Annotated in this window: 20 protein-coding genes and 1 pseudogene; 8 read left to right on the forward strand and 13 right to left on the reverse strand. The window is 70.3% G+C overall.

Annotation, left to right across the window (positions count from 1 at the left end):
• Positions 1 to 99: 99 nt before the first annotated feature.
• From CJ301_RS10400 to CJ301_RS10410, 3 genes are all read left to right on the forward strand, one after another.
• Positions 100 to 555: an A24 family peptidase gene (locus CJ301_RS10400; protein WP_162620499.1), complete on the forward strand. Its 456-nt coding sequence runs from the start codon at positions 100 to 102 to the stop codon at positions 553 to 555.
• Positions 556 to 623: 68 nt separating this feature from the next.
• Positions 624 to 1,202 (forward strand): nitroreductase family protein, encoded by a 579-nt coding sequence (locus CJ301_RS10405; RefSeq protein WP_099277061.1) that lies wholly within the window; start codon positions 624 to 626, stop codon positions 1,200 to 1,202.
• Positions 1,199 to 1,903 carry an EI24 domain-containing protein gene (locus tag CJ301_RS10410; RefSeq protein ID WP_099277063.1) on the forward strand — a complete coding sequence of 235 codons (705 nt, stop codon included), beginning with the start codon at positions 1,199 to 1,201 and terminating at the stop codon, positions 1,901 to 1,903. Before CJ301_RS10405 ends, CJ301_RS10410 begins: the two co-directional genes overlap by 4 nt.
• Here CJ301_RS10410 and CJ301_RS10415 read toward each other — a convergent pair.
• Both CJ301_RS10415 and mce read right to left on the reverse strand, forming a co-directional pair.
• Positions 1,893 to 2,186, reverse strand: a complete 294-nt coding sequence (locus tag CJ301_RS10415; RefSeq protein ID WP_099277065.1) for a DUF1467 family protein — start codon at positions 2,184 to 2,186, stop codon at positions 1,893 to 1,895. The genes CJ301_RS10410 and CJ301_RS10415 overlap by 11 nt on opposite strands.
• An 11-nt stretch (positions 2,187 to 2,197) precedes the next feature.
• Positions 2,198 to 2,602 (reverse strand): methylmalonyl-CoA epimerase, encoded by a 405-nt coding sequence (gene mce / locus CJ301_RS10420; RefSeq protein ID WP_099277067.1) that lies wholly within the window; start codon positions 2,600 to 2,602, stop codon positions 2,198 to 2,200.
• Positions 2,603 to 2,754: 152 nt separating this feature from the next.
• Between mce and CJ301_RS10425 the strand changes: the two genes are divergently transcribed.
• Positions 2,755 to 3,471 (forward strand): response regulator, encoded by a 717-nt coding sequence (locus tag CJ301_RS10425; RefSeq protein WP_099277069.1) that lies wholly within the window; start codon positions 2,755 to 2,757, stop codon positions 3,469 to 3,471.
• On the opposite strand, the gene CJ301_RS10430 is transcribed toward CJ301_RS10425, so the two are convergent.
• The 5 genes from CJ301_RS10430 to truA form a co-directional block, all read right to left on the reverse strand.
• Positions 3,468 to 4,679: a DUF1501 domain-containing protein gene (locus CJ301_RS10430; protein ID WP_099277071.1), complete on the reverse strand. Its 1,212-nt coding sequence runs from the start codon at positions 4,677 to 4,679 to the stop codon at positions 3,468 to 3,470. The two genes, CJ301_RS10425 and CJ301_RS10430, sit on opposite strands and share 4 nt — an antisense overlap.
• 4 nt (positions 4,680 to 4,683) lie before the next feature.
• Positions 4,684 to 6,060: a DUF1800 domain-containing protein gene (locus CJ301_RS10435; protein ID WP_099277073.1), complete on the reverse strand. Its 1,377-nt coding sequence runs from the start codon at positions 6,058 to 6,060 to the stop codon at positions 4,684 to 4,686.
• A gap of 87 nt (positions 6,061 to 6,147) precedes the next feature.
• Positions 6,148 to 11,718, reverse strand: coding sequence for a translocation/assembly module TamB domain-containing protein (locus CJ301_RS10440; protein WP_099277074.1), 5,571 nt, complete (start codon positions 11,716 to 11,718; stop codon positions 6,148 to 6,150).
• On the reverse strand, positions 11,715 to 13,544 hold the full coding sequence (locus CJ301_RS10445) for an autotransporter assembly complex protein TamA (protein WP_099277076.1): 1,830 nt from the start codon (positions 13,542 to 13,544) through the stop codon (positions 11,715 to 11,717). The genes CJ301_RS10440 and CJ301_RS10445 overlap by 4 nt, the downstream gene beginning before the upstream one ends.
• Before the next feature lie 114 nt (positions 13,545 to 13,658).
• Positions 13,659 to 14,432 carry a tRNA pseudouridine(38-40) synthase TruA gene (gene truA, locus CJ301_RS10450; protein WP_099277078.1) on the reverse strand — a complete coding sequence of 258 codons (774 nt, stop codon included), beginning with the start codon at positions 14,430 to 14,432 and terminating at the stop codon, positions 13,659 to 13,661.
• A gap of 160 nt (positions 14,433 to 14,592) precedes the next feature.
• Between truA and CJ301_RS10455 the strand changes: the two genes are divergently transcribed.
• Positions 14,593 to 16,011, forward strand: a complete 1,419-nt coding sequence (locus tag CJ301_RS10455; RefSeq protein WP_099277080.1) for a YcjX family protein — start codon at positions 14,593 to 14,595, stop codon at positions 16,009 to 16,011.
• Between the two features lie 10 nt (positions 16,012 to 16,021).
• Positions 16,022 to 17,029 (forward strand): YcjF family protein, encoded by a 1,008-nt coding sequence (locus CJ301_RS10460; protein ID WP_099277082.1) that lies wholly within the window; start codon positions 16,022 to 16,024, stop codon positions 17,027 to 17,029.
• Positions 17,030 to 17,089: 60 nt separating this feature from the next.
• Here the strand turns inward: CJ301_RS10460 and CJ301_RS10465 are convergent, their stop codons facing one another.
• Positions 17,090 to 18,217, reverse strand: coding sequence for an alpha/beta hydrolase (locus CJ301_RS10465; protein WP_216823284.1), 1,128 nt, complete (start codon positions 18,215 to 18,217; stop codon positions 17,090 to 17,092).
• 97 nt (positions 18,218 to 18,314) lie between these two features.
• Complete coding sequence (locus CJ301_RS10470; RefSeq protein WP_099277084.1) at positions 18,315 to 18,716, reverse strand: group III truncated hemoglobin; 402 nt, start codon at positions 18,714 to 18,716, stop codon at positions 18,315 to 18,317.
• Between the two features lie 245 nt (positions 18,717 to 18,961).
• On the opposite strand from CJ301_RS10470, the gene ileS reads away from it, so the two are divergent.
• Complete coding sequence (gene ileS, locus CJ301_RS10475; protein WP_099277086.1) at positions 18,962 to 21,883, forward strand: isoleucine--tRNA ligase; 2,922 nt, start codon at positions 18,962 to 18,964, stop codon at positions 21,881 to 21,883.
• 121 nt (positions 21,884 to 22,004) lie between these two features.
• Positions 22,005 to 22,840, forward strand: a pseudogene (locus tag CJ301_RS10480) (EamA family transporter).
• On the opposite strand, the gene CJ301_RS10485 reads toward CJ301_RS10480, so the two are convergent.
• The 4 genes from CJ301_RS10485 to fsa form a co-directional block, all read right to left on the reverse strand.
• The gene (locus CJ301_RS10485) at positions 22,837 to 23,532 is read right to left on the reverse strand and encodes a CDP-alcohol phosphatidyltransferase family protein (RefSeq protein WP_099277088.1); all 696 of its coding nucleotides are present in this window, start codon (positions 23,530 to 23,532) and stop codon (positions 22,837 to 22,839) included. The pseudogene CJ301_RS10480 and the gene CJ301_RS10485 sit on opposite strands and share 4 nt — an antisense overlap.
• A gap of 45 nt (positions 23,533 to 23,577) precedes the next feature.
• On the reverse strand, positions 23,578 to 24,492 hold the full coding sequence (locus CJ301_RS10490; RefSeq protein WP_099277090.1) for a tyrosine recombinase XerC: 915 nt from the start codon (positions 24,490 to 24,492) through the stop codon (positions 23,578 to 23,580).
• The gene (locus tag CJ301_RS10495; protein WP_099277092.1) at positions 24,489 to 25,196 is read right to left on the reverse strand and encodes a DUF484 family protein; all 708 of its coding nucleotides are present in this window, start codon (positions 25,194 to 25,196) and stop codon (positions 24,489 to 24,491) included. The genes CJ301_RS10490 and CJ301_RS10495 overlap by 4 nt, the downstream gene beginning before the upstream one ends.
• 122 nt (positions 25,197 to 25,318) lie before the next feature.
• Positions 25,319 to 25,972 (reverse strand): fructose-6-phosphate aldolase, encoded by a 654-nt coding sequence (fsa, locus tag CJ301_RS10500; RefSeq protein WP_099277094.1) that lies wholly within the window; start codon positions 25,970 to 25,972, stop codon positions 25,319 to 25,321.
• Positions 25,973 to 26,147: the final 175 nt, after the last annotated feature.

Here is a 26,147-nt window from a genome sequence, read left to right on the forward strand (position 1 = left end):
GGCGGGGCGCGATGCCATGATCGCGCCCCGTCCATGACCTACTCGTGGCGCGCGGGTCGGGCAGGGTGGACGGAATCGCACCATCATCGGAGCCCCGCCATGGACGATCTGCCGCTGATCCTTGCCGCGCCGCTGATGGCGGTGATGATCTGGACCGACCTGCGCCACATGCGCATCCCCAACACGCTCGTCGCCGCCGTGGCGCTTCTGGGCCTCGGCTGCGCGCTGGCCGGGCTGATGCCCGATCTCGCGCCCCGGCTGATCGCGGGCGGGGCGGTGTTCCTCGCCGGCCTCGCGCTCTTTGCCATGGGCGTGATGGGCGGCGGCGACGTGAAGATGCTCGCCGTTCTGGTGCCGCTGGTGCCGCCCGCCGCGCTGCCCGGCTTTGCCATGCTGCTTTCGGTCACCATGCTGGCGGGCGCGCTTCTCCTGATGGGGGTGCGCCGCGTCGCGGGCGGGCCGGACTCGCACTGGGAAAGCCTGCGCGCGCGCGGGCGCTACCCGCTCGGCCTGTCGATCGCCGCCGCGGCGATGATCCTGCCGCTGGGCATCTGAACGCCGTCTTTCCCCGGCCCGCGATCTGCGGCAGGAAGGGCATGATTGCCATTCCTGCCGGAGACGACATGCCCGCATCCAACCCCCAGGCGCTCGACTTCCTGCTCACGCGCCGCTCCCGCCCCGCCAAGACCCTGACCGCGCCCGCGCCCACGCGCGAGGAGCTGCGCCCGCTGCTCACCGCCGCGCTGCGCGTGCCCGATCACGGCAAGCTGGAGCCCTGGCGGCTCATCGTGCTGGAAAAGCCCGCGCTTGCGCGGCTTGCCGCGCTGGCGGGCGCGCGGGCCGAGGCGCTGGATCTCGATGCGGCCAAGCGCGCAAAGGCGGTGGCGCAGTTCGGCGATGCCGATCTCGCGGTCGCGGTGATCTCTGTGCCGAAGCCTTCGGAAAAGGTGCCGGAGATCGAGCAGCTTCATTCCGCCGCCTGCGTCTGCCTGTCCTTGCTCAATGCCGCGCTGGCCGCGGGCTGGGGCGCGAACTGGCTTTCGGGCTGGGCCAGCCATGACGCGGAATTCTGCCGCGAGGGGCTGGGGCTTCGGGAGGGCGAAAGCGTCGCGGGCTTCATCCATGTCGGCACCGAGACCAAGCCCGCGCCCGAGCGTCCCCGCCCGGACCTCGACGCCCTGACCGAGTGGCGCGACGCATGATCCTGACGGATTTCGTCCGCGCGCTGGCGCAGATGGTCGATCCGCGCTTTCGCCGGGTGCTCTGGCTCGGCATCGGGCTGTCGGCGGGGCTTCTGGTGGCGCTTTATGCCGGGCTGCTGGCGCTGGTCGGGGCGTTCGCGCCCGAACATGTGACGCTGCCGCTCATCGGCGAGGTTGCATGGATCGACGACGCGCTGGGCTGGGGCTCGCTCGTGCTGATGCTGGGGCTGTCGGTGATCCTGATGCTGCCCGTGGCCTCTATGATGAGCGGCTTCTTTCTCGAGGAGGTGGCGGATGCGGTCGAGGCGAAGCATTATCCCGGCCTGCCGCCCGCGCGCGCCATCCCGATCGCGGACCAGGTCCGCGACACCTTCGCCTTTCTGGCGGTGCTGGTGCTGGTGAACATCGCGGCCTTCGCCGCGAGCCTCGCCTTTCCGCCCGCCGCGCCCTTCCTGTTCTACGGGGTGAATGGCTGGCTTCTGGGCCGCGAATATTTCCAGGTCGCGGCGATGCGGCGCGAGGGACGCGCGGGCGCGCGGGTGATGCGCAAGCGTCATCCCTTGCGGATCTGGGGCGCGGGCTGCCTGATGGCGCTGCCGCTGACGGTGCCGGTGGTGAACCTGCTGGTGCCGGTGCTGGGCGCGGCGACCTTCACCCATCTCTACCACCGGCTGGCGCGGCGGCGGGCGGCTACTCGCTGACCAGCGGGCCGTTTGCCGGCGCCATGCGGCCGAACACGTCGATGTCGCGCACCGTGACCCCGCCCCACAGGATGAAGGCCGAGAGCGCGGCCCAGATCGGCACGGCCCACAGGGTGGTGATCTTCACCTTGCGGCCAAGCCGGAAATCCGCCGGGGCGGAGGCATGGGTGCCGGGCACCGTCTCGCCCGCATCCCCCTGGGTGACGAGCCTGAGCGGCAGCACGACGAAGAACACCATGAACCAGGTCACGGCAAAGAGCACGAGGGTGGCGGTGATGGTCATGTCGGGTCTCCTCAGACCTGTTCGATCTCGATCAGGCAGCCGTCGAAATCCTTGGGATGCAGAAACAGCACCGGCTTGCCATGCGCGCCGGTTCTGGGGCTGCCATCGCCCAGCACCCGCGCGCCTTCGGCCACCAGCCGGTCGCGCGCGGCGTGGATGTCCTCGACCTCGTAGCACAGGTGATGCATCCCGCCCGAGGGCGATTTGGCGAGGAAGCCCGCGACGGGCGAGGCTTCGCCCAAAGGCTCCATCAGCTCGATCTTGCTGTTGGGCAGCTCCACGAAGACGACGCGGACCCCGTGATCGGGCAGATCCTGCGGCGCGCTGACCTGCGCGCCCAGAGGCCCCGCATAGCGCGCGGCGGCGGCATCGAGGTCGGGCACGACGATGGCGACGTGGTTGAGGCGGCCGATCATGGCGGGTCTCCCTTTGGCTCAGGCGCGATATGGCCGCCCGGGACGGCGGGCGCAACCGCGCGTATCGTCGCGGCTTAAGACGGGATTCACCAAGTCGGGTCAGGATGTATTGCGGGGCCGGCTTGGCCCCGCCGATCTCGCAGGAGGCCCCGATGCCCATCAATGTCGCCTTTCCCGGCGCCCGTGCGCCCACCGTGGACCGCCCCCTGATGGGGCTGACCGTGCTGCTGGTCGAGGACAGCCGCTTCGCCTGCGAGGCGATGCGCCTTTTGTGCCTGCGTTCGGGCGCGCGAATCCGCCGGGCCGACAGCCTGCACAATGCGCGCCGCCACCTGCGGGTCTTCCGGCCCGACACGGTGATCGTCGATCTCGGCCTGCCCGACGGCTCGGGGATCGAGCTGATCGTCGAGCTGGCGCAGGCCACCCCGCGCATCGACATCCTGCTCGCCACCTCGGGCGATCCCGACGGGGCGCATCCGGCGATCACCGCCGGGGCGGATGGCTTCATCGCCAAGCCGATCGCCCGGCTCGACGAGTTCCAGGCCGCGCTGCTGGCGCATGTGCCGCCCGACCGCCAGCCCGGCGGGCCGCGCCTTCTGCCGCAGGAGGTGGTCGCCCCCGACCGCCTGGCCTTTCGCGACGACCTGTCGCTTGCCGCGCAGCTCATGCGCAGCGCCTGGCCCGCGGAGCGCGAGATCGCCTATCTCGGGCAGTTTCTCGGCGGCGTGGCCCGCAGCGCGGGCGATGCGCCGCTGCGCGAGGCGGCCGAGGCGCTGGTCGCGGCGCGCGGCGACAAAAGCCTCGGCCCGGCGCTCGCGCGGCTTTCGGCGCTGGTGGAGGAGCGGCTGGCCGAGCCCGCGCCGCTCTAGCCCAGGAGCCCCGGATCAGCACCGAGATCGAGCCCGGGGAACACCGCCTCCTCGATCACCGCGCGGTCGAGCCCGAATAGCCCGCGCATCACCCAGCCCGCATGGGCGCGCAGATCGCGAGTGGGCATGAGATCGCGCCGGTCGTAGAGCGCCGCCTCGGACAGGCCGGGCCAGTCGCCCAGCACCTGGCCCCCGCGCAGCGCCCCGCCGGCATAGAGCATCGCGCCGCCGGTGCCGTGATCGGTCCCCTGGGTGCCGTTTTCGCGCGCGGTGCGGCCGAACTCGGTCATGCACAGCACGGCCGTCTTGTCCCAGGCGGGGCCGAGCCCGTCGCGCAGCGTCAGCAGCGTATCGGCCAGCCGCTCCAGCGCGCGGTCGAGATTGGCCGATTGCCGCTCATGCGTGTCCCAGCCATTGATCGAAAAGCTGGCGATGCGGCTGTCGCCGCGCAGGCGGGAGGCCGCGAAGCGGGCCAGACGCACGTGATCGCCCTTGAGCGCCTCGCCCATCATCGGGTCCGGGGCCGCATCGCCCGCCATATCCTCGGCCTCCTGCTCCTCGGCGGCGAGCGAATCGACGATGTCCATGGCCTGCATCATGGCATCGCGAAACAGCGGGTCATCGTGGTTGACCAGTTCGAGCAGCCGCCGCCCCTGCGGCGTCAGCCGCAGCTGGGCCTCGGGCGCCCAGCGCGCCGCGGCGGCGCGGCCCGACAGGATCAGCATTTCCTCGCGGCCGATCGCATAGGCGGTTTCGGCCGCAAGCCCCGGCACCGTCTGCAGCATGCGATTGAGCCAGCCCTCGCGGCCCGCCGTTCCGGGCGTGCCCGCTTCGAGCATGTCCTGCCCGTCGAAATGGCTGCGCTTGTCGCGGTAGGGGGTGGAGACGGCCTGCACCGCGCCGAATTCGCCGCTGGCCCAGAGCGGTGCCAGCCGGTCGAGCGCCGGGTGCAGCCCGAAGAAGCCCGCATCGATGACGCCCGCCTCCGCCTTGCCCGCCAGCGTCGGGCGCAGGGCGCGCCAATCGGGGTCGCCTTGGGGGCGCACCACGTCGAGCCCGTCCATCGCGCCGCGCAGCACGATCACCACCAGCCGGTTCTCCCAAGGGGCGCTGGCGAAGGCCATGGGCGTCAGCAGCGGGCTCGCGGCGGCCGAGCAGCCCAGCGCCAATCCGCCGCGCAGCAGGCCGCGCCTGTCGATCCGGGTCATGCGGTCATCTCCTCTGGAAGGCGGGGCTGGCGAGCACCACGCCGATCGCCTCGCCGCGGCTTTCGGCGGCGCGCGCGGCAAAGGCCACGGCGTCGGGCAGCTCCGGCCCGACCGCCGCGCCGGCAAAGGCGCGCGGGTCGGGCAGGGCGTCGAGCAGGCGGCCCGGCATGGTCATGGCCCAGTCGATCCGCGCGGCCATGTTGGGCGGGCTGATCCAGGCCTCGGCCTGTTCGGGCCAGCCATCGGGGCCGAGCGGACGCTCCCAGTCCTGGCCCATCGCCGCGAGCGGCCGCTGGAACAGCCGGCGCGGGCCGGGTCGGCCTGTGTCGAGAATCCGGCGGGGCGGCACCGAGAGCGCGCGCAGGCTCGACTGCACGAAATCGAAGGGCGGCTTGACCTTGCGGGCCTGCCTGTCCCACGAGGCGGGGTGTTCGAGCATCGTCGCGGTGACGGCGAAAAGATCGCCGCCGCTGTCGCGCCAGGCGGTCTCGAGCGTCGCCACGAGGTCGGGATCGGGCGTGTCGGCCACGAAATGGACCGCGATCTTCCGCGCCATGTGCCGCGCCGTCGCCGGGTGGCGGGCGAGCATGCGCAGCGCCTCGCGGATGGTCTCGAATTCGGCGCGGGCGGAAAAGGCGGTGCCGAGCACGGTTTCCGCACCCGGTTCGGCCCGCCGGGGCCGGTATTCCATGCCGCGCTCGACATTCCAGCCCAGCCCGGTGAGCAGCTCTGCCAGCTCGCGCACATCCTGCTGGCCGTAGGGCCCGTCGACCCCGACCGTGTGCAGTTCCAGAAGCTCGCGCGCGAGGTTCTCGTTGAGACCGCCGCCGCGCCGGGCGGCGGGGCTGTTGGGGCCGAGCGAGCGCTCCTGATCGAGATAGGCGAGCATGACCGGATGGGTGACGACGGCGATCAGCATCTCCTCGAACCGCGCCGCGACACGCGGCCGGATCGTCTCTTCCACGAAGGGCGTCACCAGATGCAGCCAGCGCAGCCCGTCGGCCCGGACGGTGAAATGATCGGCCCAGAACCGGACCAGCCGTTCGCGCAGCCCCCCTTCGGGGGCGGCGACGCCGCGCGCGAGGCTGGTGGTGAAATTGCGCAGCTTCAGCGCCCGCGCCTCGGCGCGCAGCGCGTCATAGGCCTCGCGCGCGGGCTTTTCCTGCGCGGTGCCGCGCGCCTCGCGCCACCGGCTCGCCGCGGCCTGCCATTCGGCCAGGGAAGGGCGCGTCTCGCCATAGGGGGTGATCGGCAGCTGCCGGGCGATCTCGTCGCGTCCGCCCAGCGGGCGCAGCATCGCCGAGATGCTCTCGGGCGGTGCGAGAAGCGGCGACAGCCCGGTGCCGAAGCGGATCGCCGCGCGGTGGGGATCGAATGGCAAGGCGAATCCTCCCTGGCTGCTTCGACCATATAGGCACGGGCAGGGGCCGCCGGGAGCCCCGCCGCGCAGACGCGGCGGGAAACCGCCTCAGTAGTCGCGCTCGAAGAAGATCCCGAGGCTGGTCTCGCCTTCGCTGGTGGTGCGGCCCTGCGCGGTGATGTCGTCGGTCAGGTCGAGATTGAGGTTGATCGAGCTCTGGTCGGTCCCGACCGTGACGTCGGTATAGACGTTCTCGGACAGGTATTTGCCCGCCCGGACGGCGGGGCTGCCGGTCTCGTCGGTGGTGATGTCGAGATCGTCGAGCCCGGTATCGGCGCGGAAATCGTCGATCAGCCCGCCGCCGCCCGTGCCTGCGAGGGTGCCCACCGCCGCGGCGAGCTGCACCGCCTGCAGCGGCGTGATCGAGGACAGGTCGCGCCCGAAGATGAGCTGGGCCAGCACCTCGTCCTGCGGCAGGTCGGGGGTCGATTCGAAGCGCACCTCGGGCTCGTTCGCCGGACCCTCGACGATGATGCGCACCACCGTGCCGGTCGCGGTCTCCGTGGTGGCGACGAGCCGGATGAAGGGGCGGAAATCGCCTTGCAGATAGGCGCCGCCCTCGTCGAGCTGGAAGCGCTGCTGCAGGATGTCGAGCCGGCCGCGGATCAGCTCGAACTCGCCCACGGGGATCACCTGGTTGGTGGTGCCGCCGATCTCCAGCGTGCCGCCCAGCTCGGCGTCGAGCCCGCGGCCGCGGATGAAGATGCGCGCGGGCGCGCTGATCGTCAGGTCGAGCCCGTAGCCGGGGCCGGCGGGGCCCTGCGCCTCGGCGGCGGTCTCGCCGATGTCGAGCCCCGCGATGGTCAGCCCGGCGCGCGCCAGCGTGCGCTGCACATCGGCGGGCGGGTTGATATGGCGCACCTGCGGCAGCTCGCCCAGCGCGCCGATGCTCGACGAGGGCACCTGGATCTCGGTCGCGCCAAGCTCCACCAGCCCCGCGATCAGCGCGCCGCCGGTGAGCGGGCCGGTGACCGTCAGCCGGCCATCGGCGGTGGTCTCGTAAAGCTCGGGGTCGCGCAGCTCCAGATCGTCGAGCGTGATGACGAGATCGGCGTCGTAGCCGCCGCTGAGTGCGACGGGGCCGGAGATGCCGATCCGCCCGCCCTTTTCCAGCGCCGCCGTGAGCGACAGCTCGGCCCGCTCGCCCGAGAGGCTGACGGTGGTGTCGATGTCCTCGACCGTCAGCCCGACGGTCGGCACCGCGAGCTGGGCGTCGGCGGTCGTGATCGTGCCGCTGACCGAGGAGAGCGCGGGCGGGCCGTCGACCGACAGATCGAAGCGGGCGGTGCCGTCGAGCCGGCGCGGCGAGATCAGGTCGTTGACGAGACCGAGCTGCGCCTGTCCCGTCACGCCGAGATCGAGCGTGCCGTTCGACAGGTAGCGCCCCGAGACATCGGCGCTGGTGCCGCCCGGCCCGGTGGCGCTGATGTCGAGATCGAGATCACCGGCGGCGTTGCGCGCCGCGGTGCCGGTGGCGGTGACGGGGCCGGAGAAATCGGGCGTGAACAGGCCGATATCGTTGAGCCGCGCCGAGAAGTTGGCGCTCTGGTCGCTGCCGGTGCCTGTCGCGTCGGCCTGCACCGAGAAGGCGGGAAAGCGGATGTCGAGATCGCGCACCGCGATCTCGCCCGGGGCGTCGCGGCTCAGCCGCGCGTCGATCTCGCCCGTCCCGTCGAGCAGGCGCGAGGCGGCCTCGACGCCGATGTCGAGATTGGCGGCTTGGCCGTCGATGCTCAGATCGAAGGCCGAGAGATCGGGCATGAGGGTGCCCGCCGCGTCGAGATCGACGCTGCCGCCAAGGGGGCGGCCCGCCAGCTGCGAGAAGGGCGCGAGAGAGGCGATGTCGGCCGAGACGCGGGTGGTGATCTGGCGGCCCTGCGCCTCGGGGGCGACGCGCCCGGTGGCGGCGATGTCGGTGCCCTGCGCGTTGCCGGTCACCTCGAAATCGATGCCGCCCTGCGCATCGCCCGAGGCGCTGGCCGAGACGGTGGCGGGGCCCGACAGGCCCGGCGCGAAGGGGGCGATCTCGGCCAGCCGGATGTCGAAATCCCCGGTGGGCAGTCCATCGGTGAGGGTGGCGTCGCCGCTGGCGGTGATCTGCGGGTTCGAAAGGCTGAAGCGGGGCAGGGCGAAATCCTGCGGGCCCGAGCGGATCACTTCGGCATCGAGCACCGTCTGTCCCGCGAGCAGCGGATCGAGCTGGTCGATGCCGGTGGTCACGTCCGTGGCGGTGCCGTCCAGCGTCACGTCGAAGCGCGACAGGTCGGCGCTGGCGGTGCCAAAGGCCGAAAGATCGACCGCGCCCGAGAGCGGGCGGCCCGCGAGGGTGCCGATCGGGGTCAGGTCATCGATGTCGAGATCGAGGTCGAAATCGCCCGACCCGTTCTCGATCATGGCCGAGCCGGTGACGTTGAGCCCGTCGGAGGCCACGCGCAGGTTCTCGACCATGAGATCCTCGGGGCCGGTGCGCACGGCATGGCCCGAGAGCGTCAGCGCGCCGCCGAACAGCGCGTCGGCGGCGTCCTCGCCGGTGGCGAGGTCGGTGGCGCGGCCATCGAGGGTCACGTCGAAGGTCGAGGCGTCGAGCGCCGCCATGCCCTCGGCCGAAAGCCGTGCCTGCCCCGCGAGCGGGCGGTCCACGGCCTCGCCCACGGCGGAGAGATCGCGCGCGTCGAGATCGAGGTCGAACTCGGCCTGACCCTCGATCACCTCGGCCCGGCCCGTCGCCGCGATGGCGGGGCCGTCGAGCCTCAGATCCTCGACCGAGAAGCTCTGCGGTCCGCTGCGGGTGGCCTGGCCCGACAGCTCGACCCGGCCCCTGAGCAGCGGATCGACCTGCGCGATGCCGGTGGAGAGATCGGTGGTGACGGCGTCGAGCGTGAGGTCGGCGCCGGAGCCGTCGGTCTCGGCGGTGCCGGCGGCATAGAGCCGGGCCGCGCCGGAGATCGGACGGTCGAGCGCTTCGCCGAGCGGCGAGAGATCGGCGGCGTCGGCCTCGATGTCGAATGTGGCGGTGGTGCCGTCGAGCGCGGCCCGCCCCGAGGCGCGGACCCATGGCGCGGAGAGGATCAGATCCTCGACCGAGAAGGCCATCTCGCCCGAGCGGACCGCGTGGCCCGACAGCTCAACCCGGCCTTCGAGCAGCGGATCGGCCTGCGCGATGCCGGTGGAAAGATCGGTCGCGGTGGCGTCGAGCGTGATGTCGGCGCGGCTCAGATCAGTCTGCATCTCGCCCGCCGCGGAGATCTCGATCGCGCCCGAAAGCGGCATGTCCACCGCCTCGCCCACCGGGGCGAGATCGGCGGCGGAGGCGTCGATGTCGAAGATCGCGGTGGTGCCGTTGAGCTCGGCGCGGCCCTTTGCGGTGAGGCTCTGCGCCACGAGGTCGAGATTCTCGACGCGGAAGCTCTCAGGCCCCGAGCGCACGGCGCGGCCCGAGAGGCTGGCCTGCCCGCGCAAAAGCGGGTCGGCCTGCGGCACGCCGGTCACGAGATCGGTGGTCTCGGCATCGATCACCAGATCGAAGGTCGAGGCGTCGGGGGCGAGCGTGCCCTGGGCCGAGAAATCGGCCGCACCCGAAAGCTCGCGCCCCGCGATCGTGGAGAAGGGCGCGATGTCGCGCAGGTCGGCGGTCATGTCGAGCGTGACCTGCCCGCCGTCTTCCTCGGCGGCCTGGGTCGCGTCGATCACCGCGCGGCCATTGGGCAGGGTGGCGATCACGTCGGCGGTGGTGACGCCCGCCGCATCGCGCGAGGCGGTGCCGGTGAGGCTCGCCGGGCCGGTGACGCCGTCGAGCGCGAGGCCCGCATTCTCGACCGAGATGTCGAAATCGGCCGAGCTTGCGCCCGAGGTGATGTCGGCCTGCGCCGTCGCGGTCATTTCGGGCGTGGCGATGCGCAGGTTCTCGACCCGGGTGCCGTCTTCGTCGCGCGCGGCGCGCAGGGCGATCTCGCCCGCGCCGCCGATATAGGGATCGAGCGGCTCGATCCCGAGCGCGAGATCCTGCGTCGTGCCCGAGAGGGTGACGTCGAAGATGCCGTCGAGCGGGCGGATGGTGCTGTCGATGTCGAGATCGGCGGCGCCGGCGAGGTCGAGGCCCGTGAGCCCGGAAAACCGCTCCAGCCGCTCGGCGGCGAGGCTCAGCGTCGATGTCGTCTCGAAGCCGTTCTCGGCGCCCGCGACGGTGCCGGTCGCATCGAGCGCGATGCCGGGGCCGTTCAGGGTGATCCGGTCGATCATCACCGGACCTTCGCCGTCGCGCTCCAGCATGATCTTGCCGCCGATCTGCTCGCCCAGCGCCTGCGCTAGGTCGTCATCGTCGAATTGCAGCCCGCGCGCGGTGTAGTCCACATCGGCGGTGAACAGGCTCGGCGCGGCATCGCTTTCGCGCACGATGACGCCGCCGCCCTGCACGGTGAATTGCGGCACGCTGAGCCCGGGGCGGACGAAGTCCTGCGCCGACAGGTCGATCACCCATTGGTCGCCGGTGCTGGCGTCGAATTGCAGCGCCAGGCTCGCCTGGCCGATCCGCGTCTCGCCGCCCGCCACCGGAAGGGTGACGGGGCTGCCATCCTCGCTGGCGATCTCGCCGGTGAGGTCGAAGCTTTCGGGCCAGCCATCCGCGCCGATCCGGGCGGAGCCGTCGAGGCTCAGCGCCTGCGCGTCGATGCTGAGTTGCGACAGCGCCAGAGCGCCCTCGGCATCGCGCGATCCGGTGACGGCAAGACCGACATCGGGGCCGAAGAACTCGGCGTAATCGGGCGCGATGAGCGGCGTGACGTCGCCATCGACATCGAGCGAGAAGGCGAGCGGTGCTGCGCCGCCCTCGGGCGCCTCGTCGCGGTCGAGCGCGAAATCGCCGCTGATGCGCGGCTGCCCGTCGGTGGCGAGCGAGATCGCGGCGTCGAAATCGTCGATCGGCCCCGCGCCCTCGACCCGAAGCTCGACGGAAGGTTTGCCCGGCAGATCGAGAAGCCGCGCGGCGATGCCGTCCTCGGCCTCGTCGAGCGCCAGCGTCACGTCGAGCAGGCGGCTGTCATTGGAATAGCTGCCAGACAGCTCGAAGCGGCCCGTCCTCTCGCCCAGCCGCTCGGCCACGAGCTGCGCCTCGCCCTCGCCATCGGCGAGCTGGGCGGAGCCTTGCAGGGTGAGCGCCACCTCCTCGTCGAGAAAGGCCTCGCCCAGCACCAGCCGGTCCACGGCCAGCTCGTCGAGCCGGATCGAGACCGGCAGATCGGGCAGGGAGAAGGGCGTCGCCTCGGCGGCCGGGGCCTCGGGGTCGGCCATTGGCGGGCGGGTCAGCTCGATCAGCTCTGCCGAGAGCTCCTCGACCTCGAGCCGCCCGCGCAAAAGCGCCGAGCGGTTCCAGTCGAGCACGAGGTTCTCGGCCCGCAGCCAGACGCCCTCCTCGTCGGCGATGGTCATGACCTCGATGCTGGCCGACGAGCTCAGCGCGCCCTGAAAGCCGGTGATGATCACCTCGCGCCCGGCGCCCGAGAGATTGTCCTCGATCAGCCCGGTGAGAAAGCCGCGATCGCGCTCGGCCTCGCCCTGGGCGGGGAGCATGGTGGGGGCGACGGTGGCGATGGAGATGGCGGCGGCGCGGGAAAGCTGCTTCAAAACGACTGTCCTATTCCGATGTAGACCTGGACGCTCTCATAGGCGTCGTCGCCGGTGACGGGGGTGGCGAGATCGAGCCGCACCGGCCCGATCGGGGTGGTGTAGCGCAGCCCCGCCCCGGCGCCGGCCTGATAGTCGCCCTCGCCATCGGGCAGGGCGTCCGCCTCGACATAGCCGATGTCGTAAAAGCCCACCGCGCCGATCCTGTCGGTGACGCCGAAGCGGGCCTCCAGCTGCGCGCCCGCAAAGCTCTTGCCGCCGGTGCGGACCTCGGTCGGGCCATCGCCGAAGTCGCGGCTATAGGTGACGCCGAGCGACTGGTAGTCATGGCCGCGCACGGTGCCGCCGCCGCCCGAGTAGAACAGGAAATCCGCCGGGGTCTCGGCCAGCCCCGAGCCCAGCACCGAGCCCAGCTGGCCGCGCGCGGCCAGCGTCAGGCGCCCGCTTTCGCCAAAGCTGCGATAGGCGCGGCTGTCGACATAGAGCCGCGCGCCGCTGTCGGTTCCGGTGACACCGAGGAAGGGGGTGACCTCGGCGTCGATGTAATAGCCGTTCCTGGCATCGAGCGGCGCGTCGCGCCGGTCGAGCGTGGCGTCGAGCGGCAGGGTCAGCAGGGTGTAGTCGCGCGTCCGCGCCTCGGTCTCCTCGCGCGCGGTGAGGATGCCGATGGCGGCCGAATAGCTCAGTTGATCGTTGACATAGCGCGACAGGCCGACCTCGGCGCTGAACTGGTCGAGCGTGTAGTCGATCTCGTTCTCGTGCTTGATCTCGGCCTCGGCCACGAGATCGACATCGGCGCGGAAGGTGGCGGGGCGGTTGAAGCTGGCGCCGATCCGGTAATCGGCGCCGCCAGAGCCGGTGACGCCGGGCACCTCGCCCTCGATGCCCGAGATCTCGCCCTCGATCCGGAACCGCTCGGCCCCGCCCAGAAGGTTGCGGTGCAGCCAGAAAGCCGAAAGCCCCAAGCCCTCGACGGTCGAGACCTCGGCCCCGAAGCCGATCCGGCGCGGCAATGATTCGGTCACCGTCAGCTCGAAGGGCAGGGTGTCGTTCGGGCCGATCTCTTCGCTCTCGATGAAGGCCACCGCGTCGAAGGCGCCGGTGCGGCGCAGCCTCGTCGCTGCGAAATCGAGCGCCTGCGGGTCGTAGATGCGGCCCACCGGCAGGTCGGCGATGGCGCGGATGCGTTCCTCGCGCACGTCCTCGTTGCCGGTGACGGTCAGCGCGCCGAAGCGCAGCCGCGGCCCCGGCGCGAGGGTGACGGCGGCGTCGAGCCGTTCGATCGCGTGGTCGGCAACGATATCCTGATCTTCCACATCGGCCTTGGCGAAGCCGACCGCCTCCCAGGCCTCGACGCCGGCGCGGGCGGCGGCGCGCACCGAATCGGCGCTGGCCCGTTTGCCGGGCGCGAACTGGTCGGGCAGCTCGGTGCCCGGCGCGAGCGGCGCGATCTCGGTGCGGCCGAAGGTGAAGCGCGGGCCCTGATCCACCCGGATCGCGATGTCGTCGATGCGGGCGGGCGCGTCGAGCGGCGCGAGCCCCGCGGCCTCCTGGCCATTGACGAGGATCGAGACGGTGCCGCCGAAATAGCCCTCGGCGTAGAGCCCGGTCAGCAGGCGGCGGTAATCGGCGCGGGCGGCGGCGACGTAGTCCTGCGGGGTGGGGTTCTCGTCATCCTTGAGCGCCACGAGAAGCGAGGCGTTCTCCAGCACGCCTTCGAGATCCTCGTCCTCGACCTCGATCTCGAAGCGGATGTCCTGGCCGATGGCCGCGGTGGTGGTCAGGGCAAGGACCGACAGGCCGGTCAACACGGCGATATGGCGCAACTTCGATGTCCTCCCGGCGAGCCGCTCGTTGTTCGTGGCGCGGTCTGGGCCGGGCCTTGGCCCCATTGCTATCGCATGGAGAGGCCGTGACAACAGCCCCTTCCGGGTTCCTGCTCAAATGTGATCGAATGGATCGGGCTCGTAGCCCACGCCCGCGAGATAGAGCCCGTGCGGCGGACAGACCGGGCCGCAGGCGGCGCGCGCCCGCGCTTCGAGCGCGGCGGTCACGTCGTCGGGCGTCCATGCGCCCGCGCCCACCCGCTCCAGCGTGCCGACGAAGCTGCGCACCTGGTTGTGCAAAAAGGCGCGGGCCTTCACGTGAAACCGGATCTCGGGGCCGCTCGGGCCTTCGACGCGCTCCACGTCGAGCCTGTCGAGCGTGCGCAGCGGCGAGTTCGCCTGGCAGATCGAGGAGCGGAAGGTGGTGAAGTCATGCCGCCCGATGAGCCGGTCGGCCCCCGCCTGCATCGCGGCCGCGTCGAGCGCATGCGGCACCTGCCAGGCGAGGCCCTTGTCATGGGTCAGCGGCGCGCGGCGCATCACGAGGCGAAAGAGGTATTGCCGCCATGTCGCCGAGAAGCGCGCATGGAAATCCTCTCCCACGCGGGCGCAGGCGGTGATGGCGACGGGCGCGGGCTTCAGGTGATAGTTCAGCGCCTCCGAAAGGCGGAACGGATCCCAGTCCTTCTCCATGTCGCAATGCGCGACCTGGCCCAGCCCGTGCACGCCCGCATCGGTGCGCCCGGCGGCGGCGATGCTGTGCTCGCGCTTCTCGACCCGGCCGAGCGCGGCCTCGATCGCACCCTGCACCGAAGGGTGTTCGGACTGGCGCTGCCAACCCGAAAAGGGCGCGCCGTGATATTCGACCTTGAGGGCATAGCGTGGCATGGCGCTGCGGGTAGCTTCGGGCGCGCGGCTTGGCAAGCGCGCGGCGTCCCTTTCATCTTTCTTCAAATACGCAAATCCGCCGTCTGCGTCCGGGCGCGCCCCTGTCCAATCCGGGCGCGCATGCCTATCTTGCCGCCAGAACGGGGCAGGGAGCATCGCATTGGTCATCGGGACGATCACGGAGGGCATCACGCGCGGCGTGGAGGGGGTGGCGGACCGTCTGGCCGCGCCCTTCACCGATCCGGTGCTCCGGCTCGGCGTGACGGGTCTGTCGCGGGCGGGCAAGACGGTGTTCATCACCTCGCTGGTGGCGAATCTGATGGACCGGGGCCGTATGCCGCAATTCGCCGCCGGGGGACGCATTCTCGGCGCGGTGCTGCAGCCGCAGCCCGACGACACGGTGGCGCGCTTCGACTACGAGGGCCATCTTGCGCAGCTTCTGTCGCCCGAGCCGAGCTGGCCCGAGGGCACCCGCCGGGCGAGCGCGCTGCGCTTGTCCTTGCGGGTGCAGCAGGGCGGGCTTCTGGCCGGGGTGCAGGGGCCGAGGACCATGCATCTCGACATCGTCGATTACCCCGGCGAATGGCTGCTCGACCTCGGCCTGATCGAGAAGGACCACGCCGCTTGGGCGCGCGAGGCGCTTGCCCGCGTGGCCCGACGCGCAAGCGCGATGCCCGAGGCGGCGGCGTTTCACGAGATGGTCGGGGCCACCGATCCTGCGGCGCCCTTCGATGAGCCGCGCGCCAAGGCGCTGGCGCAGAGTTTCACCGCCTATCTCAATGCCGCGCGCGAGGCGGGGTATTCGGACTGCACGCCGGGGCGCTTCCTTCTTCCGGGCGATCTCGAAGGCTCGCCGGTGCTGACCTTCGCGCCTTTGCCGGGCGATGCGGGGGCGCGCGGTAGCTTGGGCCGCGAAATGGCGCGGCGCTATGAGGCTTACAAGCGCGAGGTGGTCAAACCCTTCTTCCGCGATCACTTCGCCCGGATCGACCGGCAGGTGGTTCTGGTGGACGTGCTTTCGGCGATCCATGCCGGGCCGCAGGCGGTCGAGGATCTGCGCGCGGCGATGGCCGACATCCTGCGCGCCTTCCGCCCCGGTCGGAACGCATTCCTGAGCCGCATCTTCCAGGGCCGCCGGATCGACCGCATCCTCTTTGCCGCGACCAAGGCCGACCATCTGCACCATTCCGAGCACGCCAAGCTCGCCGCGATCACCGAGGCGCTGTTGCGCGACGCGCGCGACCGGGCCGATTTCGCCGGTGCGAAGACGCAGGCCATGTCGATCGCGGCGCTGCGCACGACGGTCGAGGACCGGATCGCCCATGGCGGCGAGGAGATCGACGTGGTGCGTGGCAAGCTGCTGGAGACGGGCCGTCAGGCGGCGCTCAATGCGGGTGCGCTGCCCGAGGACCCCTCGCAGCTTCTGGCGCCCGCGCGAGCCGGGGCGGAGGCGTGGCTCGACGGGGATTACTCGGTGATGAATTTCGCGCCCGCGCGGCTGAGCCTGAAGCCCGGCGAGGGGCCGCCGCATATCCGGCTCGACCGGGCGGCGGAGTTCCTTTTGGGCGACCGGTTATAGGGAGGCGATCATGAGCCACGAGAAACGCCGCGGCCCGGTGATGATCGACCTCGAAGAGGAGGTCGCGCCCGAGGTCACCCCCGCCACCGCCCCGCCGGTGCCGGAGCCGGGCCTGCCGCAGGGGGCCGCGATGCACAGCGTCGCGGCGATGGCCACGCGGCCGCGCTCGAAGCTGGCGCGCTGGTTCTTTGCCGCGCTGGGCGCATTGGTGACCTTCATGCTGTCGGTCGCGGCGTGGAGCTGGGTCGCCGGGCTTCTGGCGGCGAACCCGCTGCTGGGGATGATCGCGGGCGTGCTTCTGGCTTTGGTGCTCGCGCTCCTGCTGGCGATCGCGGTCAAGGAAGCCTGGGCTTTCCGGCGCCTGGCGCGGCTCGATCACATCCAGCGGGATGCGGGGGCGGCGCTGGGCGCGCAGGATCTCACCCTCGCGCAATCGGTCTCGGCGCAGATGCTGGCGCTTTATGCCGGGCGCGACGAGCTGGCTTCGGGCGTGGCGCGGGTGAAGGCGCGCGAGGGCGAGGTCTTTGACGCCGACGGCCTGCTGGCGCTGTCGGAGCGCGAGCTTCTCGCGCCGCTCGACAGGCTGGCGCTGCGCGAGGTCGAGGGGGCGGCGCGGCAGGTGGCGACGGTGACGGCGGTGGTGCCTCTGGCGCTGGCCGACGTGACGGCGGCGCTGACTTCGAACCTGCGGATGATCCGCCGCGTGGCCGAGATCTATGGCGGCCGGTCGGGCACGCTGGGCGCATGGCGGCTGACGCGCTCGGTCTTTACCCATCTCGTGGCGACGGGCGCGGTCGCGGTGGGCGACGATCTCATCGGTTCGGTCGCGGGGGGCGGCGTGCTGTCCCGCGTTTCGCGCCGCTTTGGCGAGGGCGTGGTCAATGGCGCGCTGACCGCGCGGGTCGGGGTCGCGGCGATCGAGGTCTGCCGCCCGCTGCCGTTTCGCGCGGTGGAGCGGCCATCGGTCTCGGGGCTGGTGGGGCGGGCGCTGACCGGGCTGTTCGGATTGCGCGGCTGATCGGAGCGAAAACGCCCCGCCGGGACGGGCGGGGCGCCGGGCCGCACAAGGCAGGCGGGATCAGTTCGGGGACTGCTCCGCTTCGGCTTCGGAGGCGTTATCCATCGCCCCCTGCGTCATCGCCGTTTCGATCTCCAGATGCTCGCGCAGGAAGCCCGCCGCCTGTTCGATCGCGGCGCGGGTGGGCGCCGTGTCGGCGATGGCGTTGAGCATCGCGAAATCATGGATGGTGTGCAGGTAGCGCGTGGTCTCGGTCTCGACCCCCGCCTCGACCAGCTTGGTGGCAAAGGCCTCGCCCTCGTCGCGCAGAACGTCGTTCTCGTCAGTGATCACCAGCGTCGGCGCGAAATTCGCGAGCTGGTCGCTGCTGGCTTCGAGCGGCGAGATCATCGGGTCGGAGATGTCCGCGCCCTCGGGCAGGTAATTCTCCCAGAACCACTCCATCGCCGGTTTGGTCAGCCACGGGCCATCGGCGAAGAGCGCGTAGCTCTCGCTGTCGAGCTCGGCGGTGGTGACGGGGTAGAACATCACCTGCGCGTCGATCTCGGGGCCGCCCTGATTTTCGGCCATCATCGCCACGGAGGAGACCATCTGCCCGCCGACGCTGTCGCCCGCGGTGGCGAGGCGCTGCGCGTCGATGCCGAAATCCTCCGGGTTCTCCGAGACGTATTGCAGAACGGCGAAGTCCTGCTCGATCTGGACCGGGTGCTTGGCCTCGGGGGCGGGCGTGTAGTCCACGAAGACGAAGGCCGCGCCGGTCTGGTTGGCCATGTCGCGCATCAGCCGCTCATGGGTGGTGTAGTTGCCCAGGACCCAGCCGCCGCCATGGAAATAGACCACGCCGGGCAGGGTCTCGCCCTGGCTGCCTTCGGGGCGCACGAGCACCACGTCGACTTCGCCGGTCGGGCCGACCGGCAGGGTGATCTCGTCGACATCGGCGGCGGGCATCTCGACATTTGCGCCGGTCTGCGCGTCGATCAGGGTCTGGCGCGCGTTCTCGGGCGTCTTTTCGTTGATCGGCTCCGATCCCGCGAGGCTGTCGATGAAATCGCGCACCGGCGGCACGAGCACCACCGGCTCTTGCGCCATCGCGCCTTCGGAATGGCTTTCCGCCTGTGCCGCGCCGGTCAGGGCCATGGCACCGGCCATGCCGAAGGCGAGGCCACGCATGCTTGTCTGAAGGGTCATGTCGTTCCTCCTGTCGTTGCATTTCGCATCGATGCGGAAGATAGCCCCGGCGGATCGGGCGAGAAGGATCGCGCCCCTCACGTTGTTCTCATGGAACCTAGATGAGCTTCGGCACCCCGCCGGGCAGCGTCTCGCGCTCGGTCACGCCCGCGCGCAGCGTCCGGCCGATGCGGTGCGCCAGCGCCGACCATGCCCGGGCCGCCTCCTCGGGCAATTCCTCGCGCAGCGTCATGTCGAACAGCGCGAGCCAGGGCGCGAACATGCCCGGCCGCACGTCGCGCGCCTCGCGGTGCACCGTCACCGGGCTGCCGCGATAGCCGGGCAGGCCGAGAATGGCGCTTTCCCAGAAGGCCACGATCCGCGCCTCGTGCCCGGGCCAGTCGCTGACATGGCGGGCAAAGACCGGTCCGAGGCCGGGATGGGCGCGCACGCGCTCGTAGAACCGCGCGACGACGCGGGCGATGTCCTCGGACGTGACCTCGATGCGCGGCTCGGGCATGGCGGGCTCCTTTTTTCGGGAACGGTCATAGCGCCGATCCGCGGCGCTGGAAACGGGCGCGCTTTACCCGCCGCGGCCTCGCGCCTATAAGCGGCGCCATGATGGCCCTTCGCGCCCATATCACGCGAATTACCGGCCCGGCGCTCTGAGGATCAGGGCCGCCGGGACAAGGCGCATGAGCCAAGGCCGCGCCGCCCCTCATTTGACATTCCGACACGACCGGACTTCGACAGGACCGAACAGCGATGTGCGCCGATACGCCCGACACCCCGACCCAGAGCCCCGATTACAAGGACACCCTGAACCTGCCGCGCACGGAGTTCCCGATGCGCGCGGGCCTGCCCAAGCGCGAGCCGGGCTGGCTTTCGCGCTGGGAGGAGATCGGGGTCTATGACCGGCTGCGCGAGAAGGCGGAGGGGCGCCGTCCCTTCACCCTGCATGACGGCCCGCCCTATGCCAACGGCAACCTGCATATCGGCCACGCGCTCAACAAGATCCTCAAGGACATGGTGGTCCGCTCCCAGCAGATGATGGGCCGCGATGCACGCTACATCCCCGGTTGGGACTGCCACGGCCTGCCGATCGAGTGGAAGATCGAGGAGCAGTATCGCAGACAGGGCCTCGACAAGGACAAGGTCGACGTCATCGACTTCCGGCAGGAATGCCGCAAGTTCGCCGATGGCTGGGTCGACGTGCAGCGCGAGGAGTTCAAGCGGCTCGGCGTCACCGGCAAGTGGGAAAAGCCCTATCTCACGATGGACTTCCACGCCGAGCGGGTGATCGCGGAGGAATTCCAGAAGTTCCTGATGAACGGCGTGCTCTATCAGGGCTCGAAGCCCGTGATGTGGTCGCCGATCGAGAAGACCGCGCTGGCCGAGGCCGAGGTCGAGTATCACGACAAGGAAAGCTTCACGATCTGGGTGCGCTTCGAGGTGTTGGGCTCCGATGATCCGCTCCTGCAAGGCACGGATGTCGTGATCTGGACCACCACGCCATGGACGATCCCGTCGAACAAGGGCGTGGTCTACCACCCCGACATCTCCTACGGCGTCTACGAGATCACCGGCGCGCCCGAGGACAACTGGGTCAGGACGGGCGACAAGCTCCTCCTGGCCGACAAGCTGGCCGAGGGCTGCCTGCAAAAGGCCCGCGTCGACGGCTGGGAGCGGATCGGCGATGCGCCTTCGCTGGAAGGTCTCTCGCTTGCCCATCCCTTCGCGGGCATCGAAGGCGGCGAGGGGGAGTGGGACCAGCCGCGCGATTTCCGCCCCGCGCCCTTCGTCACCGATGAGGACGGCACCGGCTTCGTGCATTGCGCGCCGAGCCACGGCATGGACGAGTTCGAGCTTTACCGCGACGCGGGGATGCTGTCGGAGGTCATCACCTACAACGTGGAAGAGGACGGTGCCTTCCGCGCCGACCTGCCGCTTTTCGGTGGCAAGCGCATCCTCAAGCCCAACGGCAAGGAGGGCGATGCCAACAGCGCCGTCATCGACGCGCTGGCGCGGTCGGGCAAGCTCTTTGCGCGCGGCAAGATCAAGCACTCCTACCCGCATAGCTGGCGCTCCAAGGCACCGCTCATCTTCCGCAACACGCCGCAATGGTTCGCCGCCATCGACCGCGAGCTGGGCGACGGGCAGGACGACTATGGCAGGACCATCCGCGACCGCGCGCTGACCTCGATCGACGAGCTGGTGACATGGACGCCGAAATCGGCGCGCAACCGGCTGCACTCGATGATCGAAAGCCGCCCCGACTGGGTGCTGTCGCGCCAGCGCGCCTGGGGCGTGCCGCTGACCTGCTTCGTGAAGAAGGGGGCGAAGCCGACCGATCCCGACTTCCTGCTTCGCGACGAGACCGTCAACGCCCGCATCCTCGAAGCCTTCGAGGCCGAAGGCGCGGATGCGTGGTACAAGGAGGGCGCGAAGGCGCGCTTCCTCGATGGCGTGGTGAACCCCGAGGAGTATGAGCAGGTCTTCGACATCCTCGACGTGTGGTTTGATTCCGGCTCGACCCATGCCTTCGTGCTGCGCGACCGCGAGGACGGCTCCGAGGACGGTCTGGCGGATCTCTACCTCGAAGGCACCGACCAGCATCGCGGCTGGTTTCATTCCTCGATGCTGCAGGCCTGCGGCACCAAGGGCCGCGCGCCCTATCGCGGCGTGCTGACGCATGGCTTCACGCTCGACGAGAAGGGCATGAAGATGTCCAAGTCGCTCGGAAACACCGTCAGCCCGGCGGATGTGACCAAGAAATACGGCGCGGATATCCTGCGGCTCTGGGTGGCGCAGTCGGACTACACCGGCGATCTGCGCATCGGGCCCGAGATCCTCAAGGGCGTGGCCGACGGCTATCGCCGCCTGCGCAACACCATGCGCTTCATGCTGGGCTCTCTGGCCGATTTCTCGGAAAGCGACCGGGTGAAGCCGGAGGACATGCCCGAGCTGGAGCGCTGGGTGCTGCACCGTCTGGCCGAGCTCGACGAGACCGTGCGCGCGGGCTACGACGCCTATGATTTCCAGGGCGTGTTCCGGGCGGTGTTCGACTTCGCCACCGTGGAGCTTTCGGCCTTCTACTTCGACATCCGCAAGGACGCGCTCTACTGCGACGGCGACACCGCCCGCCGCCGCGCCGCGCGCACCGTGCTCGACCTGCTCTATCACCGCCTGACGACATGGCTCGCGCCGATCCTCGTCTTCACGATGGAAGAGGTCTGGCTGGAGCGGAACCCGGGCGAGGACGCCTCGGTGCACCTGACCGACATCCCCGAGACGCCATCGGAGTGGCGCAACGAGGAGCTGGCCGCGAAATGGTCGGCGATCCGCCGGGTGCGCCGCGTGGTCACCGCGGCGCTCGAAGTGGCGCGGCGCGACAAGGTGATCGGTGCCTCGCTCGAGGCGGCGCCGGTGGTGCATGTGCGCGACCCCGAGGCGCTCAAGGCGCTCAAGAGCGTGAACTTCGAGGATCTGTGCATCACCTCGGCGATCTACCTCACGGGCGACCCGTCGCCGGCGGAGGCGTTCCGCCTGCCCGAGGTCGAGGGCGTCGGCGTGGTGTTCGAGCGGGCCGAGGGCGAGAAATGCCAGCGCTGCTGGAAGATCCTGCCCGATGTAGGCACGCATGACCATCCCGGCGTCTGCGCCCGCTGCGACGCGGCGCTGGCGTGATGCCGATCCGTCGCCGCGTGGGTCGTGGCGGCGGATTTGCGTATTTGGAGAAAGATGAACCAAAGGGGCGCGCCCCCCGGTTCATCTTTCCGAAAATACGCAAGCCCGGGGGCGTCTTGCGGTGACGCTGCCCGTCTTTCTCGCGGTGATGCTCGCGGCCTTCCTGCATGCAAGCTGGAACGCCATGATCAAGCTCGGCGCCTCCAAGGTGGCGGGCATGGTGATCCTGGCGCTGGTGCAGGGCGTCATGGGGCTCGCCGTGGCGCTGACGCGGCCCTTTCCCGCGGCCGAGGTCTGGCCCTGGATCGCGGGCTCGGCCATCTGCCACGCCACCTACAACACCTTTCTCGCCTTCGCCTACGAGCATGGCGACCTGAGCCGAGTCTACCCGATCGCGCGGGGGGCTGCGCCGATGGCGGTGCTGGCGGCGAGCGCGCTGTTCCTGTCGGACGCGATCGAACCGATGTCGGTGGCGGGGGTGCTGGTGCTGGGGCTGGGCATCCTCGGCATGGCGCGCGGCGCGCTGGGCTCGGGCGAAAGCCGGCGGCTCATCCCCTATGCGCTGGGGCTGCGGCGGGGACTGCCGGTTACACGCTGGTCGACGGGCTCGGCGCGCGGGTCTCGGGCGACCCGGTGGCCTATGTCGGCTGGCTCTTCGTGGCGCAGGCGCTGCTGTTTCCGCCATTGGCCTTCGCCATGCGCGGGCGCGGGCTGCTGCGCGTCTCCGCGCGGGTCTGGGGGCAGGGGGCGGCGGCGGCGGTGGCCTCCTACGGCGCCTATGCCATCGCGGTCTGGGCGATGACGCTGGCGCCGATCGCGCTCGTGAGCGCGCTGCGCGAAAGCTCGATCCTTTTCGCCGTTCTGATCGGCTGGGCCGCCTTCGGCGACCGGATGGACCGCACCAAGGCGGTCTCGGCGGTGCTCATCGTCTCGGGCGTGGCGCTGACCCGGCTCTAGCCGTCCTTGCCGTGAATGAGCTGCTGCGCGGCGCCTGCGCAGATCAGGTAGGCCGAGGTGATGACGAGGCCCCAATGCGCCCAGCTCACCGGGTCGAAATCGACCCAGGCCGCCCAGCCCGCGAAAAAGGTCCAGGCCAGCGCCATCGGCAGCGACACCGCGCGCCAGCGCTTGGTGCGCACCGGGTGGATGAACTTCACCGGCAGGAACATCGCCACCGCCAGCACCACCACCAGCGCGAGGATGATCCAGAAATTGGGCGAAAGCGCGAAGAGCACCAGGACCAGCATGTTCCAGCAGCCGGGAAAGCCCTGGAAGGAGTTGTCCTTGGTCTTCATGCGGCTGTCGGCGAAATAGAGCGCCGAGGCGAAGGTGATGACGATGATCGCCAGCCAGCCGGTCCAGCCCGGCAGAAGCCCCGATTCGAACAGGGCAAAGGCGGGCACGAAGACATAGGTGAGATAGTCGATGATCAGGTCCAGAAGCACGCCGTCGAAGATCGGCGCATTGCGCTTCACATCGTATTTGCGCGCCAATGGCCCGTCGACGCCATCGACCGCGAAGGCCACGACGAGCCACAGGAACATCATGCTCCAGTCGTCCTGCACCGCCTCCAGCATGGCGAGCATGGCAAAGACCGCGCCGGTGGCGGTGAAGAGATGGACCCCGAGGGCCTTGCGTGTGTCCGTCATGCGTCCCTCTTGGCCGATCCCGTAACCATGTGCAACGCGCCAGCGTCAGGCACGGGGGTGGGCGCGGTCGTAGATTTCCATCAACCGCGCTGCATCGACCGCGGTATAGGTCTGTGTGGTCGAAAGCGACGCGTGGCCGAGAAGTTCCTGAATCGCGCGCAGGTCGCCGCCCGCGCTCAGAAGATGCGTGGCAAAGCTGTGCCGCATCGCATGCGGCGTCGCGGTGGCGGGCAGGCCGAGCTGCATCCGCGCCATCTCCATCGCCTTCTGGATCGGGCGGGGGCCGAGCGCCCCGCCGCGCACGCCGCGAAACAAGGGCAGGGCCGCATCCATCGGGTGCGGGCAGAGCTTCACGTAATCCGAGACCGCGCGGCGCGCGGCGGGCAGCACCGGCACCAGCCGCTCCTTGCCGCCCTTGCCGGTGATGCGCAGCGTCTCGGGCAGGGGCAGCTGCGCGCCGGTGAGCGACAGCGCCTCGGAAATGCGCAGCCCGCAGCCCCAGAGCAGCGTCACCACCGCCACGTCGCGCGCCGCCACCCAGGGCTCGCGCGATTGCAGCTCGACCGTCTCGAGCATCCGGTTTGCCGCTTCCTCGTCGAGCGGGCGGGGCAGCCGCGCCTTCATGCGCGGCGCGCGGGTCGAGAGCACGGCGGTCGGCTCGAAGCCCTCGCGCGCCGAAAGCCAGCGATAAAAGCTCTTCACCGCCGAGAGCGCCCGCGCGAGGCTGCGCGCCGAAAGGCCGCGGCCGCGCTCATGCGCCATCCAGGCGCGCATGTCCGACACGGTGACCCGCGCGATGGCCCCGAGCCCCTGCGCTTCGGCATGGTGCTGCTGCATGAAGGCGAGAAAGCCCAGCACGTCGCCCTGATAGGCGGTCAGCGTGTTCTGCGCGGCGGCGTTGAGCGCCCGCTCATGATCGAGCCAGCGGCCCATCGCATCGGTGAGCGCGGGCGAGATCATGACAGCCAGCGCCGCATCTGCCGCTCGAACACCCCGGCGAAGAAGCCCATGAGATCCGTGGCCTGCGCCGGCGCGAAGCGGTTTTCGTCCGAAGCGCCCAGAAGCAGCATGCCGGGCAGGCGGCCGGGGCCGAAATCGAGCCTGAGGCAGGCCTCCGACAGGATGTCGGGCGCGCGCGCGCCGTAGGGCCCGGCCTCCTGCGGCTCCACCGCGCGCAGCGAAACCTGCCGGGGCGGCGCGTTGCGCCCCTGGGTCACGTAATCGGCGACAAAGCCCGGCTCGGCCACCGACAGCACGTCCGACAGCCGCGCGATGGCCGGGTCGTCCTCGGGGCTGGCGGTTTCGAGAACGAGGCGGACCACGTCGACCCGCAGCATGTCGGCCACCTCGCCGGACAGATCCTGCAGGAAGGTTTCGAATCGGGTCGCATCCATCATCCGCAGCACCGCGCGGTGGATCTGGTTGGTCCCGGCGAGATTTTCGTAGGCGGCGGCGATCACCGAGCGATGCGTGTCCTCGAGCCGATCGAGCCGGCCCTGCAGCCGCTCCATGGCGAGGCCGCGCAGATCGACGATGTTCGACCCCTTGGCCTCGGTATCGGCGGTGACGAGGGCGCGCATGATCTCGGGGTCGTCGAGCAGGCGGGCGGGGTCCGCGAGGATGCGGTCGCGCAGCCCGTCATCGGTCTTGGGGTCGTCTGTCATCTGGGCGCATCCGGGCTGTCGTCTCGCGGGGATATTAGCAGCCGTGATGCGACGATGCGCCCCGGTGTGGCAAGAATGCGGCGGGGCGCGGCCCGGAAGGCACAGCCGCCCCGCCGAAAGGATCAGACGATCTTCTGGCCGGTCGAGGCCCAGTCCTTGAGGAAGCTCTCGAGCCCCTTGTCGGTCAGCACGTGGTTGGCCATCGCCTTGATCACGGCGGCGGGGGCGGTCGCCACGTCGGCGCCGATCTTGGCGGCCTCGGACATGTGGTTGGCGTTGCGGATCGAGGCGGCGAGAATCTGCGTCTCGAAGCCGTAATTGTCGTAGATCTCGCGGATGTCGGCGATGAGCTCCATGCCGTCGAGGTTCAGGTCGTCGAGCCGGCCGATGAAGGGCGAGATGAAGGTCGCGCCCGCCTTGGCGGCGAGAAGCGCCTGGTTGGCCGAGAAGCACAGCGTGACGTTGACCATGCGGCCCTCGTCCGACAGCACCTTGCAGGCCTTGAGACCGTCCCAGGTCAGCGGCACCTTGATCGCGATGTTGTCGGCGATCTTGGCGAGCTCGCGGCCTTCGGCGATCATGTCCTCGGCGCCCGGCGCCACGGTCTCGGCCGAGACGGGGCCGTCGACGATGGAGCAGATCTCCTTGGTGACTTCCTTGATGTCGCGGCCCGACTTCATGATCAGCGACGGGTTGGTGGTCACGCCATCGACCATGCCCAGGTCGTTGAGCTCGCGGATCTGGTCGATTTCGGCGGTGTCGACGAAGAATTTCATGGGTCTCTCCCTGTCAGGTGGGGCGCGTCCCGGGGCGGGGCGCGGCGTCGCGCCCGGTCTAGCAAGAGCCGGGGCGGCAGAACAGCGTCTTTCCCTCACATGGGGTGCCGGGCCTCCCGCGTGAAGGATGAAGGCCCCGCTCTCTTGAAGCGGGCGGGCGCGCGGCGCATGTTGG

This window comes from Limimaricola cinnabarinus, assembly GCF_002723615.1.
Lineage (GTDB): Bacteria > Pseudomonadota > Alphaproteobacteria > Rhodobacterales > Rhodobacteraceae > Limimaricola > Limimaricola cinnabarinus_B.

Excerpts from the sequence above, each read along its gene's own strand:
- truA (WP_099277078.1), bottom strand. The coding sequence starts at position 14,432 with ATGCCACGCTATGCCCTCAAGGTCGAATATCACGGCGCGCCCTTTTCG.
- CJ301_RS10400 (WP_162620499.1), top strand. The coding sequence starts at position 100 with ATGGACGATCTGCCGCTGATCCTTGCCGCGCCGCTGATGGCGGTGATG.
- CJ301_RS10465 (WP_216823284.1), bottom strand. The coding sequence starts at position 18,217 with ATGACCCTTCAGACAAGCATGCGTGGCCTCGCCTTCGGCATGGCCGGT.
- CJ301_RS10460 (WP_099277082.1), top strand. The coding sequence starts at position 16,022 with ATGAGCCACGAGAAACGCCGCGGCCCGGTGATGATCGACCTCGAAGAG.
- CJ301_RS10410 (WP_099277063.1), top strand. The coding sequence starts at position 1,199 with ATGATCCTGACGGATTTCGTCCGCGCGCTGGCGCAGATGGTCGATCCG.
- mce (WP_099277067.1), bottom strand. The coding sequence starts at position 2,602 with ATGATCGGCCGCCTCAACCACGTCGCCATCGTCGTGCCCGACCTCGAT.
- CJ301_RS10405 (WP_099277061.1), top strand. The coding sequence starts at position 624 with ATGCCCGCATCCAACCCCCAGGCGCTCGACTTCCTGCTCACGCGCCGC.
- CJ301_RS10490 (WP_099277090.1), bottom strand. The coding sequence starts at position 24,492 with ATGATCTCGCCCGCGCTCACCGATGCGATGGGCCGCTGGCTCGATCAT.
- CJ301_RS10415 (WP_099277065.1), bottom strand. The coding sequence starts at position 2,186 with ATGACCATCACCGCCACCCTCGTGCTCTTTGCCGTGACCTGGTTCATG.
- CJ301_RS10430 (WP_099277071.1), bottom strand. The coding sequence starts at position 4,679 with ATGACCCGGATCGACAGGCGCGGCCTGCTGCGCGGCGGATTGGCGCTG.
- CJ301_RS10495 (WP_099277092.1), bottom strand. The coding sequence starts at position 25,196 with ATGACAGACGACCCCAAGACCGATGACGGGCTGCGCGACCGCATCCTC.
- fsa (WP_099277094.1), bottom strand. The coding sequence starts at position 25,972 with ATGAAATTCTTCGTCGACACCGCCGAAATCGACCAGATCCGCGAGCTC.
- ileS (WP_099277086.1), top strand. The coding sequence starts at position 18,962 with ATGTGCGCCGATACGCCCGACACCCCGACCCAGAGCCCCGATTACAAG.
- CJ301_RS10470 (WP_099277084.1), bottom strand. The coding sequence starts at position 18,716 with ATGCCCGAGCCGCGCATCGAGGTCACGTCCGAGGACATCGCCCGCGTC.
- CJ301_RS10425 (WP_099277069.1), top strand. The coding sequence starts at position 2,755 with ATGCCCATCAATGTCGCCTTTCCCGGCGCCCGTGCGCCCACCGTGGAC.
- CJ301_RS10485 (WP_099277088.1), bottom strand. The coding sequence starts at position 23,532 with ATGACGGACACACGCAAGGCCCTCGGGGTCCATCTCTTCACCGCCACC.